Source organism: Rhizobium sp. 18055, from assembly GCF_902706285.1.
Lineage (GTDB): Bacteria > Pseudomonadota > Alphaproteobacteria > Rhizobiales > Rhizobiaceae > Rhizobium.
Map to the genome: position 1 here is coordinate 1 of NZ_CACSKD010000021.1, position 13,297 is coordinate 13,297.

The 13,297-nt window shown below is 63.2% G+C and carries 14 protein-coding genes; 10 read left to right on the forward strand and 4 right to left on the reverse strand.

What is annotated here, in order from left to right; translation table 11 throughout:
* Positions 1–209, forward strand: a 209-nt coding sequence (locus tag GVL52_RS25225; RefSeq protein WP_200847900.1) for an electron transfer flavoprotein subunit alpha/FixB family protein, incomplete at its 5' end; no start/stop codon positions are given.
* 188 nt (positions 210–397) lie between these two features.
* Positions 398–1,279 carry a 3-hydroxybutyryl-CoA dehydrogenase gene (locus GVL52_RS25230; protein ID WP_160012181.1) on the forward strand — a complete coding sequence of 294 codons (882 nt, stop codon included), beginning with the start codon at positions 398–400 and terminating at the stop codon, positions 1,277–1,279.
* A 322-nt stretch (positions 1,280–1,601) separates the two neighbouring features.
* Here the strand turns inward: GVL52_RS25230 and GVL52_RS25235 are convergent, their stop codons facing one another.
* Complete coding sequence (locus tag GVL52_RS25235) at positions 1,602–2,264, reverse strand: TlpA disulfide reductase family protein (RefSeq protein ID WP_160012182.1); 663 nt, start codon at positions 2,262–2,264, stop codon at positions 1,602–1,604.
* A 42-nt stretch (positions 2,265–2,306) separates the two neighbouring features.
* On the opposite strand from GVL52_RS25235, the gene argH reads away from it, so the two are divergent.
* From argH to GVL52_RS25260, 5 genes are all read left to right on the forward strand, one after another.
* Positions 2,307–3,707, forward strand: coding sequence for an argininosuccinate lyase (gene argH / locus GVL52_RS25240; RefSeq protein ID WP_160012183.1), 1,401 nt, complete (start codon positions 2,307–2,309; stop codon positions 3,705–3,707).
* 133 nt (positions 3,708–3,840) lie between these two features.
* Complete coding sequence (locus tag GVL52_RS25245) at positions 3,841–4,035, forward strand: lipoprotein (protein ID WP_160012184.1); 195 nt, start codon at positions 3,841–3,843, stop codon at positions 4,033–4,035.
* Between the two features lie 12 nt (positions 4,036–4,047).
* Complete coding sequence (gene lysA / locus GVL52_RS25250; protein WP_160012185.1) at positions 4,048–5,316, forward strand: diaminopimelate decarboxylase; 1,269 nt, start codon at positions 4,048–4,050, stop codon at positions 5,314–5,316.
* A gap of 173 nt (positions 5,317–5,489) precedes the next feature.
* Positions 5,490–8,204: a TIGR02302 family protein gene (locus GVL52_RS25255; RefSeq protein WP_160012186.1), complete on the forward strand. Its 2,715-nt coding sequence runs from the start codon at positions 5,490–5,492 to the stop codon at positions 8,202–8,204.
* Between the two features lie 127 nt (positions 8,205–8,331).
* A complete protein-coding gene (locus tag GVL52_RS25260) occupies positions 8,332–8,778 on the forward strand; it encodes a hypothetical protein (protein ID WP_160012187.1) in 447 nt (148 codons plus the stop codon).
* Between the two features lie 88 nt (positions 8,779–8,866).
* Here GVL52_RS25260 and GVL52_RS25265 read toward each other — a convergent pair whose 3' ends face one another.
* From GVL52_RS25265 to GVL52_RS25275, 3 genes are all read right to left on the reverse strand, one after another.
* Positions 8,867–9,226, reverse strand: coding sequence for a response regulator (locus tag GVL52_RS25265; protein WP_160012188.1), 360 nt, complete (start codon positions 9,224–9,226; stop codon positions 8,867–8,869).
* Positions 9,227–9,356: 130 nt separating this feature from the next.
* A complete protein-coding gene (gene hpt, locus GVL52_RS25270; protein ID WP_160012252.1) occupies positions 9,357–9,899 on the reverse strand; it encodes a hypoxanthine phosphoribosyltransferase in 543 nt (180 codons plus the stop codon).
* Positions 9,900–9,961: 62 nt separating this feature from the next.
* The gene (locus tag GVL52_RS25275; RefSeq protein ID WP_244619278.1) at positions 9,962–10,618 is read right to left on the reverse strand and encodes a hypothetical protein; all 657 of its coding nucleotides are present in this window, start codon (positions 10,616–10,618) and stop codon (positions 9,962–9,964) included.
* A 204-nt stretch (positions 10,619–10,822) separates the two neighbouring features.
* On the opposite strand from GVL52_RS25275, the gene ftsE reads away from it, so the two are divergent.
* The 3 genes from ftsE (at position 10,823) to GVL52_RS25290 (ending at position 13,264) form a co-directional block, all read left to right on the forward strand.
* Positions 10,823–11,482, forward strand: coding sequence for a cell division ATP-binding protein FtsE (gene ftsE, locus GVL52_RS25280; protein WP_160012190.1), 660 nt, complete (start codon positions 10,823–10,825; stop codon positions 11,480–11,482).
* Positions 11,475–12,485, forward strand: a complete 1,011-nt coding sequence (locus GVL52_RS25285; protein ID WP_160012191.1) for an ABC transporter permease — start codon at positions 11,475–11,477, stop codon at positions 12,483–12,485. Before ftsE ends, GVL52_RS25285 begins: the two co-directional genes overlap by 8 nt.
* A 74-nt stretch (positions 12,486–12,559) precedes the next feature.
* A complete protein-coding gene (locus GVL52_RS25290) occupies positions 12,560–13,264 on the forward strand; it encodes a YdcF family protein (RefSeq protein ID WP_160012192.1) in 705 nt (234 codons plus the stop codon).
* Positions 13,265–13,297 lie beyond the last annotated feature (33 nt).

A 13,297-nucleotide genomic window follows, 5' to 3' on the forward strand; every position in this document is an offset into this window, starting at 1 on the left:
AGGTCGGCCAGACCGGCAAGGTGGTCGCACCCGATCTCTATATCGCCGTCGGCATCTCCGGCGCCATCCAGCATCTGGCCGGCATGAAGGACTCGAAGGTCATCGTCGCCATCAACAAGGACGAGGAGGCACCGATCTTCCAGGTGGCCGACTACGGCCTCGTCGCCGACCTGTTCGAAGCCCTGCCGGAACTGCAGAAGGCGCTGTGATTACAATGACGCCCGGTTTCGCAGGCGAGACCGGGCTTTTCGCGCTTGCGTCAAATCTTTCGCATGTGCGAGCGACTGGAAAATTATCTTTTTAGGGTCTACTACTGCTGCCGGGCGATCATTCGCCCGGCAGTTTTGTTGGATAGGTACGGCAGGCGCGGGGGCGAGTGCCAAGCAGGGGTTTGGAGATGACTGCGGTGTTTAAAACGATCGGTATTGTCGGCGCAGGCCAGATGGGTTGCGGCATCGCGCAGGTTTCTGCAGGCGCAGGCTACAGGGTCCATATCTACGACCTCTCCCAGGACCGCATCGAGCATGGTCTCGCCACCATCAACGGCAACCTTGCCCGCCATGTCACCAGCGGCAAGATGACCGACGAGGAACGCGCCGCCTCCCTCGCCCTGATTACCGGCTCCTCCGACGTCAACGATCTCGCCTCCTCCGATCTGGTGATCGAGGCCGCCACCGAAGACGAAAGCGTCAAGCGCAAGATCTACACCCTCGTCTGCCCGGTCCTGAAGCCGGAAGCCATCATTGCCACCAACACCTCATCGCTTTCGATTACCCGACTTGCGTCGGCCACCGACCGGCCGGAGCGCTTCATGGGCATCCACTTCATGAACCCGGTGCCGGTGATGAAGCTGGTCGAGCTGGTGCGCGGCATCGCCACCGAGGAAACCACATTCAAGAAGGCCCGCGAATTCGTCGCCTCGCTGGAAAAGACCGTCACCGTCGCCGAGGATTTCCCGGCCTTCATCGTCAACCGCATCCTGCTGCCGATGATCAACGAGGCGATCTACACGCTCTACGAAGGCGTCGGCACGGTCGATGCCATCGACACCGCCATGAAACTCGGCGCCAATCACCCGATGGGCCCGCTGCAGCTCGCCGATTTCATCGGCCTCGACACCTGCCTGTCAATCATGCAGGTCCTGCACGACGGCCTCGCCGACAGCAAATACCGCCCCTGCCCGCTGCTGGTGAAATACGTCGAAGCCGGCTGGCTGGGCCGCAAATCCGGCCGCGGCTTCTATGATTATCGCGGTGAAGTTCCGGTTCCGACGCGGTAGGCTTTGTCGGGGGGGCGGTCTGGTTGCAATCTACAGAGCCAACAGCCCCCTCATCCCCGGTGCAACGAGTTGCACCTGCCCTGCCGGCACCTTCTCCCCATTGGGGAGAAGAGCACCCGCTCGCCAAGCCAATTGCCCAATTGTCCTCGGCCTTAGTCGCCAGCAACATGCAAGTTCGGGGAAGAACGCCCGCACCCAGCCCCTTCTACCCAACGGGGAGAAGTGCCGGAGCGCAGCGAGGCGATGAGGGGGCAAGCGACGCAAGGAGCGCGCGGCCGGAGCTAAAAGCGATGGCCGAACCCGACACACTCGAACCCCAACACTAAGAGCCCATCGCCCCCCGGATCAACGCCTTGGCATCCTCGCTGTCCCAGGCCGCCGGGCCGTTCATCGCCGAGATCAGGCAGCCCTTGCCGTCGATCAGCAGCGTCACCGGCAATCCGAACGCCAGCCCCTGCTTCTTCAGCCCGTTGAACACCTCGATGGTGTTGTCGCGATAGAGCTGCAGCGCGTCGACGCCGGTGTCGCTGAGAAAGATCTTCGGCTTCTCGTCATCGCCCGTGTCGATATTGACGGGTACCACCTGAAACTTGTCGCTGCCGAGCGCCTTCTCCAGCGCGTTCAGCGCCGGCATCTCCTCGCGGCATGGCACGCACCATGTCGCCCACAGATTGAACAGCACCGTCTTGCCGGCGAAATGGTCGAGCGTCATCGGCTTGCCGTCGGCGCCGTTAAACGCGATCGATGTCATCCGGCGCGGCTCGTCGGCGGTGACCATGGCCGCCACCTCGCCCTTCAGCAGCGGCTTGATCCGCGTGGCGATCTCCTTCGTCGCCTTGCATTCGCTCGCCGCCGTTTCGCCACCGCCATTGCCAGACCCGGTCTCCTTAATGTAAACCGCTGCCGCACCGGCAATGATGCCTGCGACGACCGCGATCCCGATCAGCTTGAGGGATGGCAGGCGCAAGGGCGTTCTTGTTGTCATTTCATTCTCCCGGACACGCGTTCTTCAAGGCAGGCATCTTTCATGGCCGACAGCACGGACACCAAATCCTCCAACCAGATGTGGGGCGGACGTTTCGCTTCCGGCCCAGATGCGATCATGGAGGAGATAAATGCCTCGATCGGTTTCGACAAGAAGCTGTTTGCGCAGGATATCCGCGGATCGATCGCCCACGCCACCATGCTCGCCCACCAGGGCATCATCCAGGCCGACGATAAAGACAAGATCGTCGAAGGGCTAAACACGATCCTGTCAGAGATCCAGAACGGCAATTTCGAGTTCTCCCGCAAGCTCGAAGACATCCACATGAATGTCGAGGCCCGCCTCGCGACGCTGATCGGCCCGGCCGCCGGCCGCCTGCACACCGCCCGCTCGCGCAACGACCAGGTGGCGCTCGATTTCCGCCTCTGGGTGAAGGAAGAGTTGCAGAAGACCGAGCAGCTGCTGACCAACCTGATCGCCGCCTTCCTCGACCGCGCCGAAGAACATGCCGACACCGTGATGCCCGGCTTTACCCATCTGCAGACGGCCCAGCCGGTCACCTTCGGTCATCATTGCATGGCCTATGTCGAAATGTTCGGCCGCGACCGCTCGCGCGTGCGCCACGCCATCGAGCATCTCGACGAGAGCCCGATCGGCGCTGCGGCCCTTGCCGGCACCGGCTATCCGATCGACCGCCACATGACCGCCAAGGCGCTCGGCTTCCGCGAACCGACCCGCAACTCGATCGACACCGTTTCGGATCGCGATTTCGCCATCGAGTTCCTGGCGCTGGCCGCCATCTGCGCCATGCACCTGTCGCGTCTGGCCGAAGAGATCGTCATCTGGTCGACGCCGCAGTTCGGCTTCGTGCGCCTGTCGGATGCCTTCTCCACCGGCTCCTCGATCATGCCGCAGAAGAAGAACCCGGATGCCGCCGAACTGGTGCGCGCCAAGACCGGCCGCATCAACGGCTCGCTGATCGCGCTGCTGACGATCATGAAGGGCCTGCCGCTCGCCTATTCCAAGGACATGCAGGAAGACAAGGAACAGGTCTTCGACGCTGCCGAGAGCATCGAGCTGGCAATCGCCGCGATGACCGGCATGGTCCGCGACCTGACGATCAACACAGCCCGCATGAAGGCTGCCGCCGGCACCGGCTATTCGACCGCCACCGACCTCGCCGACTGGCTGGTGCGCGAAGCCGGCCTGCCGTTCCGCGATGCCCACCATGTGACCGGCCGCGCCGTGGCGCTCGCCGAAAGCAAGGGCTGCGATCTGGCCGAGCTTCCGCTTGCCGATCTGCAGGCGATCAACGCGGCCATAACAGACAAGGTCTACGACGTCCTGACGGTCGAAGCCTCGGTTGCCAGCCGCAAGAGCTTCGGCGGCACCGCCCCGTCGGAAGTGCGCAAGCAGATCGCCTACTGGCGCGCCCGCAACTGAGTGTTTCGGGCGATGTGCTGAGCACTTCGCCGGTTCCCATCGGGCAAAGCCGAAGACCCCAACAATCAGGGTGCACAAGCCGGATAAACTTCGCTATGAAGATGTCCAACGCCGCCGCTCCAAGAGGAATCCCATGCAGACCAGCTTCCCGCAGATCATCCGCCTGACGGTTGTTTTCGCCGTGATCGGCCTTGCCGTTGCCGGATGCGGGCGCAAGGGCGATCTCGATCCGCCGAGCGTGCAGGCAACCAAGGGGGGCGACTCGTCCAAGCCGACGCAACAGCCCGGCGTCAAGGACAGGCCCTTCTTCCTCGATCCCCTTCTGTAACAGGCAACTCCAGTGAACCATTTCGAGTATCGCGACGGCATCCTTTACGCCGAGAACGTTCCCGTTCCCGAGATCGCCAAGGCCGTCGGCACGCCCTTCTACGTCTATTCGACCGCAACGCTGGAGCGCCATTACAAGGTGTTCTCGCAGGCTTTCAGCGATGTCGATTCGATGGTCTGCTACGCCATGAAGGCCAACTCGAACCAGGCCGTGCTGAAGACGCTGGGCAATCTCGGCGCCGGCATCGACGTGGTCTCCGAGGGCGAACTGCGCCGCGCACTTGCCGCCGGCATCCCGGCAAACCGCATCATGTTCTCCGGCGTCGGCAAGACCCCGCGCGAGATGGACTATGCGCTGGAAGCCGGCATCTACTGCTTCAACGTCGAATCCGAGCCGGAACTCGAGATCCTCAACCAGCGCGCCATCAAGGCCGGCAAGAAGGCGCCCGTCTCCTTCCGCATCAATCCTGATGTCGATGCCAGGACGCATGCGAAGATCTCGACCGGCAAGAAGGAAAACAAGTTCGGCATCTCCTGGGAACGCGCCCGCGCCGTCTATGCCCGCGCCGCCACCCTTGATGGCATCGAGGCCAACGGCATCGACATGCATATCGGCAGCCAGATCACCGAACTGCAGCCCTTCGACGACGCCTTCAAGCTGCTGCGCGAGCTGGTCACCACGCTGCGCGCCGATGGCCATGACATCCACCACGTCGATATCGGCGGTGGTCTCGGCATTCCCTACAAGGACGACAACAACCCGCCGCCGCTGCCCGACGCCTATGCGGCGATCGTCAAGAACCAGCTGCGCGAGCTCAACTGCAAGATCGTCATGGAGCCCGGCCGCCTGATCGTCGGCAATGCCGGCATCCTGGTCACCGAGGTGCTCTACGTGAAGGACGGCGGCGAGAAGACCTTCGTCATCGTCGACGCCGCCATGAACGACCTGATCCGCCCGACGCTGTACGAGGCCTATCACGAGATCCGCCCGGTGGTGATCTCCGCTGCCAACGCCCCGCGCATCAAAGCCGATGTCGTTGGTCCCGTCTGCGAAACAGGCGATTACCTGGCGCTCGACCGCGAAATGGCGATGCCGAAATCCGGCGATCTCATTGCCGTCAGCTCCGCCGGCGCCTATGGCGCCGTGCAGGCCGGCACCTATAACAGCCGTCTGCTGGTCCCCGAAGTGCTGGTCAAAGGCAGCGATTTCCATGTCATTCGTCCGCGCCGGACCTATGAGGAACTGATCGCGCTCGACAGCGTCCCGGCCTGGCTCGACTGAGGATAACAATCACTTTTTGGCGAACGGGCGGGAAAAACCGGCATTAGCAGGCGCTTGCCCTCGCCTTCGCCACAAAGAATGTTATCTTTTCCGCAGTGCGAATTGCCAGGCAGTCGCCGGAAGCGCCCTTTGCCCGTGACGCCAGCCCGAAACGCCAGATCGCGGAGACCGGATTGAAGAACAGCGCCAGCAGCAACAAGAAGGGTGCATTTGCCTTGCGGCCGTCCCTCGCACGGCTGGTTGCGGCAAAGCGCCTGACCGCGCAATGCGTGCTGTTTTTCGAGCAGCTTCTGCCGTTGCTGCTGCCCATCCTCTCGCTGGCAGCACTGTATCTCGCCGCCTCCTGGTTCGGCATCTTCCGTATTGTTCCGGATTGGCTGCGTATAGTCCTGTTGCTCGGCTTCGGCCTCGGCCTGCTCGCCACCCTCTATCCCTTCCGCAAGCTTCGCTGGCCGGACACGGCTGCCGCTGACCGCCTGCTGGAAGAGCGCAACGACCTGCCGCACCAGCCGGTCGCGGTGCAGGAAGACGAGCCGGCCTTCGACACCCCATTTGCCCGGGCGCTCTGGCGCGAACACCAGACCCGCATGGCCGAGAAGATCGCCACGCTGGATGCCGGCTTCCCGCAGCCGGATATCGCCACCCATGACCGCTGGGCGCTGCGCGCCGTTCCCGCACTGCTGATCGTCATCGCCTTCGGCTATTCGCTATCGACCAATGGCGGCTCGATCGGTGATGCCCTGCAGGCCCGCCCGCAGGCACAGGCAACCGATCCGGCCGTGCGCATCGACGCCTGGGTCACGCCGCCCGCCTATACCGGCCGCGCCCCTGTCTATCTCACCGCCACCGGTACCGAGCAGGCCGCCATCAAGATCCCGCAGCTGTCGAACCTGACCGTGCGCGTCAGCGGCGGCAAGGCGGACGAGAAGGTTGTCTTCTCAAGGGAAGACGGCCAGAAGATCGAGATTGCCGCCGCCGAAAACACTGCAGCCGCGCCGAATGGCCAGCCTGTTGCGCCGACACCCGCCGCTCAGCAGCCGACAGCAGCCCCCGCTGCCGCCACCACCCACATGATGAAGCTCGAGGAAAACGGCACGCTGGAGGTCAACGGCCGCAGGTGGACCTTCGACGTCATCCCCGACAGGGCCCCGGAGATCGCCTTCAACGGCATGCCGAAGCAGACGGTCAACGGCGCGCTGGAGATCGGCTTCACCATCAAGGACGATTACGGCGTTCAGGAAGCCTCGGCCGAGATCGTCCCCGTCGAGACCGACAGCACCGCGACCCCGCTCTATCCGCTGCCCGATTACAAGCTCGACATCCCGCGCCGCAACGCTCGCGACGCCAAGGGCCTGACAAGCAAGAACCTCACCGAGCACCCGCTCGCCGGCAAGCGCGTGCTGATCACCCTGGTTGCCAGGGACGCAGCCGGCCAGACCGGCCGCAGCCCGCCGCACGAAATGACGCTTCCCGCCCGCCCGTTCAGCGAGCCGCTGGCCGCAGCCGTTGCCGAGGAGCGCCAGACCTTCGCACTCGACACCCGCAAGATGCCCGACGCCATCGCCCTCAACGAGGCGCTGACACTGCGCCCTGAGGAGACGATCCCCAGCCTCACCAATTACCTGCTGATCGAATCGGCCCGCCAGCGCATGAAGCTCGCCAGGGGCGACGAGGCGCTGAAGGACACCGCCGACTATCTCTGGGACATCGCCATCGGTATGGAGGACGGCGACCTCTCGCAGGCCGAGCGCAACCTGCGCAACGCCCAGCAGAACCTTGCCGACGCCCTGCAGCGCAATGCGCCGGATGCCGAGGTCAAGAAGGCCATGGATGAACTGCGCAAGGCGATGCAGGACTACATGAAGGAGCTGGCGCAGCGCATGCAGAATGCGCCGATGCAGCCCAACCAGAACGCCCAGAACGTCATCCGCCAGCAGGATCTGGAGCGGATGATGGACCAGATCGAAAATCTCGCCCGCTCCGGCAACCGCGACGCCGCCCAGCAGATGCTGTCGGAACTGCAGCGGATGATGAACAACATGCAGGCCGGCAAGCCGCAGCGTGGCCAGCAGCAGCAGGGCCAGGACAACAGCCAGATGCGCCAGCAGATGGACAAGCTCGGCCAGATCCTGCGCGACCAGCAGAAGCTGATGGAGGAAACCTTCAAGCTCGACCAGCAGATGAAGGACCGCATGCAGCGCGGCGATCCCGGCATGGACCCCGATATGGGCATGAACGATCCGCTGATGAACGACATGCCGATGGACAATGACGGCATGCCGCAGGACCAGCAGCAGGGCCAGCAAAACCAGCAGGGCGAACAGGGACAACAAGGCCAGCAGGGTCAGAACCCCTCCGACCAGATGACGGCCGAACAGCTGCGCGAGGCGCTGAAGCAGCTGCGCGCGCAGCAGGATGCGCTCGGCAAGCAACTCGGCGAGATGCAGAAGAGCCTCGGCGAAATGGGCATGAAGCCGGGCCAGGGTTTTGGTCAGGCACAGCGCGAGATGGAAGGTGCGGGACGCGAACTCGGCGAGGGCCGCGGCGAACCGGCGATCCAGGGACAGGGCCGCGCACTGGAGGCATTGCGCCAGGGCGCCCGCGACATGATGAGCCAGATGATGCAGGCGCAGCAGGGTCAGCAGGGCCAAGGTCAGGGCCAGGGCCCGCAGGGGCAGGTCGGCCAGGGCAACCAGAACGGCCGCGACCCGCTCGGTCGTCCGCGCCGCGCCGACGGTCCCGATTTCGGCGACCAGGTGAAGGTGCCCGACGAGATCGACGTGCAGCGCGCCCGCGAGATTCTCGACGCGATCCGCGAGAAGCTCGGCAACAACCCTTCCCAGGAGATGGAACGGCGCTATCTTGAACGTCTGCTCGACATTCAATAAAGCACGCAGGATATAGCATTGATTTTAAACACGTCCCGGACCACGGCTTTTCACCCGTATGGGGCTATTCTTGACCCGCAGAAGCTTCGTAGTGTCGCGGCGGCAGGCGACGAACGATAGCGATTCGATGGCAATTCTCTTCAAGACGGTAATCGATGAAAACACGGCATTCGAGTTGATCGGCAATGCCCTGTCCAACCACGGCACCGAATATGACGGCTACCTCAACGTCGTCGCCGACGAAGGCGAGCAGACGCTCTCCTGGGGGCCGAACATGCACGCCGAGCAGTTCCAGGCCGAGGTCACCGAAATCTTCCGCGCCACCTGGGATATCTGTCGCTTCTGGGTGGTCTACGAGCGCCGCGACGACCGCAGGGACCCCGCCGCCAACGACATCCGCAACGCCGCCTTCAAGGTGACGCGTGCCTATGACGGCGTCGTCGTGGTCACCCTCAGCCTGCTCGGCAAGCGCGACGATACCGACGATATCGAACTGATCTTCGTCTGCTTCCGGGAGGACCCACAGCGCCGCAATTTCCGCGTCCGCTTCGAGGGAAAGTTCATTCCCGCGTAGGCGCGACTGGGAGCGTGCCGACCCGGATCGTCTCGGTGGTGGCCGAGGGCGACATCGTCACCGTCGGCTGGAGTAGGGGCTAATCCCCTCAGGCGGCCAGGGCGCGGGCCACGGCCTTGCGGATCTCGGGCAACGCAAACGGCTTCGATACGACGTCGATGATCTTCTCTGCGAGGTCGTCGGCGCGCTCGCGCTGTTCGGCATAGCCGGTCATCAACAGGATCTTCAGCGCCGGGAAGGCAGACTTTGCCTGATGCGCCAGCTCGATGCCGTCCATCACGGGCATGCGGATATCGGACAGCAGCAGGTCGTAAGCGCCGTCATTGAGCTTTTCCAGCCCCTCCGCACCGTCAGCCGCTTCTTCGGTCTCATGACCGTCGAGGCGCAAAGCGCGGGCGACGAAAGAACGCAGGGAATCCTCGTCTTCCGTAATCAGAATTCTTGCCATGATGTGCATTGCTCCGTTTCTTGCCCTGCTAGGCAAATCACACGACTCTCCTTTGCGAGAGGTAAACGGCGGCAGGGCATCGACGAAGCGATGGACGGGATGGTTAACAACCCGTCTTGAAAGGGCACACTCAGGCGTCGCCGGTGACGACGCCGACAAACGGAAGTTCGCGGAAGGCATAGGCCACATCCATGCCGTAGCCGACGACGAAATAGTCGGGGCATTCGAAGCCGACATAATCGGCCTCCAGCTTTTCCTTGCGCTTGACGCTCTTGTCGAGCAGCACGGCGATGGTGACGTTGCGGGCGCCGCGCTCGAACAAAAGTTCCTTCGCAAACTTCAGCGTCCGGCCGGATTCCAGAATATCGTCGATCAGCAGAACGTCGCGGTCCTTCACCTCGCTATCGATATCCTTGACGATGCGCACGCCCTGCGAGACCGTGCCGGTGCCGTAGCTCGACAGCGTGATGAACTCGACCTCGGGTGCCAGGCCCGTCTCGTGCAGCGCGCGGATCAGGTCGGCGGCGAAGATGAACGAGCCCTTGAGGATGGCGATAACAAGCAGGTCCTTGGTCGGACCCTGCGCGATTTCTTTGGCGATCACATGATTGCGCTCGGCAATCTGCGCCGCAGTGAAAAGAGGCTCGATATTTTTACCGCGCACCACAGGCATGAAGGTCTGCTCCCTGAAAAGAAGCACAAGCCGTTACCACAAACAGCGCGCTGAAACACCCCTTACGGCGCGAAGGAGAGCCGGACCTCCGGCATTTTTCCACTGGGATAGCGCACTCTGGTGGAGAACCCGCGGCTTTCGCCGCCATAGATGACATCGACCGGCGGGTTGATCACCACGCTGGCGACCAGATCGTCATCGGCATAAAGATTGGCTCGGATCGGCCGCACCACCTGCGTCGTGCCGCTGGCATTGTCGATGATGCCGTTGATCAGAAGCACCCGCATGCCGTTGGCATCGCGCGGCGTCGTCGTCACATGGGTGAAGTGCAGCGGCTGGAGATCGACGGCCGCATTGGATGTGGGCAGTCCCGAAAAGCCACCGGACAGACCGAAGACCAGCACGCAAAGTGCCACCACCAGGACCGTAAAGCGCTTGGCGGACGCCTGCTGCAACCAGGCTTCGCCAGCCTCGGCAAGCGAGGATGCCAGCAGCCGCAATGGCGATGGACGGGCAGCCGCTGCAGCAGAAGCCCGCCGGCTGTTGTCGTTGAAACCTTGGTTGTTAAACTCGGGCGCGCGCTGCTTGCCGATGACGACGAATTCGGCGTCGGCAATATCGGCCGCACGGCTCTGGCGCTGATCGCGCTTGGCCGGTTCCGGCGGCAGGAAATCATAGGCCCGCCCGGGCGCCTGGTGTCTGAACGAGGAGGATGTCATAACGACCGCCTTTCCGGTATCCACTGGTTTCGGGCCGCATTGGAAATGCGGCATTGAAACGTAACCTCTCTACTCGTAAATTTTATTGGTTAATGCTTCGCAAAGGCCGCCATCAAAGGGGCGTGTTTCCAGCGAAATTTACCGCTTGTTAACGGATCTGGTTAACAAGTCATCCGGTCAAACAACAAGAAACTGAGCGGCCCGTTGATCCACTTCGAGAATGTCGGTTTGCGCTATGGGATGGGACCGGAAATTCTCCGGGACCTGACCTTCGACATCCCGAGGAAATCCTTCCAGTTCCTGACCGGCCCCTCCGGCGCCGGCAAGACCACCCTGCTCAGACTGCTCTTCCTGTCGCTGCAGCCGACCCGCGGCCTGATCCGCATGTTCGACCGCAACATTTCCGATATTCCGCGCACCGAACTGCCGCTGCTGCGCCGCCGCGTCGGCATCATCTTCCAGGAATTCCGCCTCCTCGATCATCTCACCACCTATGAGAACGTGGCGCTTCCGCTGCGCGTGCGCGGCAAGGACGAGAGCTCCTACAAGACCGACGTGCTGGAGCTTTTGAAATGGGTCGGCCTCGGCGAGCGCATCAACGTGCTGCCGCCGGTGCTATCGGGCGGCGAGAAGCAGCGTGCCGCCATCGCCCGCGCCCTGATCGACCGCCCCGAGATCCTGCTCGCCGACGAGCCGACCGCCAACGTCGATCCGCCGATGGCCCGCCGCCTGCTCAATCTGTTCCTTGAACTCAACCGCCTCGGCACCGCCGTCGTCATCGCCACCCACGATCTGACGCTGATGGACCAGGTGGAAGCCCGCCGGATGATTCTTTCGGAAGGGCACCTCGACATCCATGACTGACCCCGCATCCCGCCCTTCCGCGAAGGCCGCAGCCAAGGGTCAGAAACGGCCGGAGATGAAGGTGCGCCCGACCGCGCCGATCCTCCCCTCCGCCAATATCCAGGGCAATGCGCTGATGGTGGTGATCGCAATCATGGCCTTCCTCGCCTGCCTGACGCTCGGCGGCGTCAGCATGGTGCGCTCGACGGCTGGAAGCTGGGAAAGCCAGATCTCCCGCGAGGTCACCATCCAGATCAGGCCGGATGACGGCCTCGACATGGACAAGGCGCTGACGGAAGCCCGCCGCATCGCGCTGACCTTCGTCGGCACCAAGGACGGCCAGGTGGTCGATGAGGCGGCCACCGCGCGCCTGCTCGAACCCTGGCTCGGCACCGGCCTCGATCTCAAGGAACTCCCCGTTCCCCGCCTCGTCATCGTCACCATCGACGAGAACAACCCGCCCGATTTCGACGCCATGCGCGCGCTGTTGAAGGACAGCATCCCGCAATCCTCGCTCGACGATCACCGCACCTGGGTCGATCGCCTCGTCTCGATGGCCCACACGACAGTGATGATCGGCACCGGCGTGCTGTTGCTGGTGTTCTCCGCCATGGTGCTGACGGTGGTCTTCGCCACCCGCGGTGCGCTGTCGGGCAATCGGCACATCGTCGAGGTGCTGCACTTCGTCGGCGCCGAAAGCTCGTTTGTCGCCAATGAGTTCCAGAAGCACTTCCTGAAGATCAGCCTCAAGGGTTCGGCGGTCGGCAGCGCGCTTGCAGCGCTGTTCTTCATGAGCGCCGGCTTCCTGCAGAGCCATACGCTCGCCACCCCGCAGACCGACCAGGCGACGGCGCTGTTCGGCACCTTCTCGGTCGGCGCGCTCGGCTATGCCGGCATCTTCGCGACGATGATCGTCATTGCCCTGCTGACCACCGTCACCGCCCGCGTGACCGTCATGCGCACCATCTACGAGATCGACACGCTGCGCTCGGATCCCACCCGCGCCGACGGCCTGCCCAATTAAGAACCCGAAGCGTATTTTGCCATGAAAGCGTCTGTTCGCCGCCTCAATCTGCGTATATTTTTCGATTCATGAGCATGAGCCACATGTTGCGCAACACGATTCGTTCGAAGCCGGAGCTCAATCGCTCCGACAGCGACCCTGTGCGCCGTGGGCCCGTTCGCCGCATGCTGCGTTGGGGCGGGTTTGCCGTCGTGCTGGCCGCAGCCCTGATCTTCGGCGGCTTCCTGCGCTTTGCCGATTCCGTCACCACATTGAAGCCGCCGGCAGAACCGCATGCCGATGCGATCGTCGTGCTGACCGGTGGCTACCAGCGCATCGACCAGGCGGTGGAACTGCTGCAGAAGGGGGCCGGCAAGCGGCTGCTGATCTCCGGCGTCCATCCCACCACAACGCGCGCCCAGATCCGCAAGATGACCCAGGCAGCCCCGGAACTCTTCAGTTGCTGCGTCGATATCGGTTATGATGCGCTCGACACCATCGGCAATGCCGAGGAAGCGACCAACTGGATTCACGCCAAGGGCTACAAAAGCGTGCTGATCGTCACCAACAACTACCACATGCCGCGCAGTCTGGCCGAACTCGCCTATGTCGATCCCGACACCCAGTTCATCCCCTATCCGGTGGTCAACACCGACCTGAAGAACGCCAACTGGTTCACCGATCCGAATGCCATGCGCGTCATGCTGGCCGAATATGCCAAGGTGCTGCTCGCCGGTGCCCGCAACATCACCGGCCTTGGCCGCCATCCCGGCCTGCGCTCGGCCGAAGGCGACGAATGACCGCCGACCGATCAGCGCTTTTTCTCCCCTTCA

What these genes read in the sequence shown, in the direction of transcription:
- GVL52_RS25230 (WP_160012181.1), top strand. Translation starts at nt 398, where the DNA reads ATGACTGCGGTGTTTAAAACGATCGGTATTGTCGGCGCAGGCCAGATG.
- GVL52_RS25235 (WP_160012182.1), bottom strand. Translation starts at nt 2,264, where the DNA reads ATGACAACAAGAACGCCCTTGCGCCTGCCATCCCTCAAGCTGATCGGG.
- argH (WP_160012183.1), top strand. Translation starts at nt 2,307, where the DNA reads ATGGCCGACAGCACGGACACCAAATCCTCCAACCAGATGTGGGGCGGA.
- GVL52_RS25245 (WP_160012184.1), top strand. Translation starts at nt 3,841, where the DNA reads ATGCAGACCAGCTTCCCGCAGATCATCCGCCTGACGGTTGTTTTCGCC.
- GVL52_RS25260 (WP_160012187.1), top strand. Translation starts at nt 8,332, where the DNA reads ATGGCAATTCTCTTCAAGACGGTAATCGATGAAAACACGGCATTCGAG.
- GVL52_RS25265 (WP_160012188.1), bottom strand. Translation starts at nt 9,226, where the DNA reads ATGGCAAGAATTCTGATTACGGAAGACGAGGATTCCCTGCGTTCTTTC.
- hpt (WP_160012252.1), bottom strand. Translation starts at nt 9,899, where the DNA reads ATGCCTGTGGTGCGCGGTAAAAATATCGAGCCTCTTTTCACTGCGGCG.
- GVL52_RS25275 (WP_244619278.1), bottom strand. Translation starts at nt 10,618, where the DNA reads ATGACATCCTCCTCGTTCAGACACCAGGCGCCCGGGCGGGCCTATGAT.
- GVL52_RS25285 (WP_160012191.1), top strand. Translation starts at nt 11,475, where the DNA reads ATGACTGACCCCGCATCCCGCCCTTCCGCGAAGGCCGCAGCCAAGGGT.
- GVL52_RS25290 (WP_160012192.1), top strand. Translation starts at nt 12,560, where the DNA reads ATGAGCCACATGTTGCGCAACACGATTCGTTCGAAGCCGGAGCTCAAT.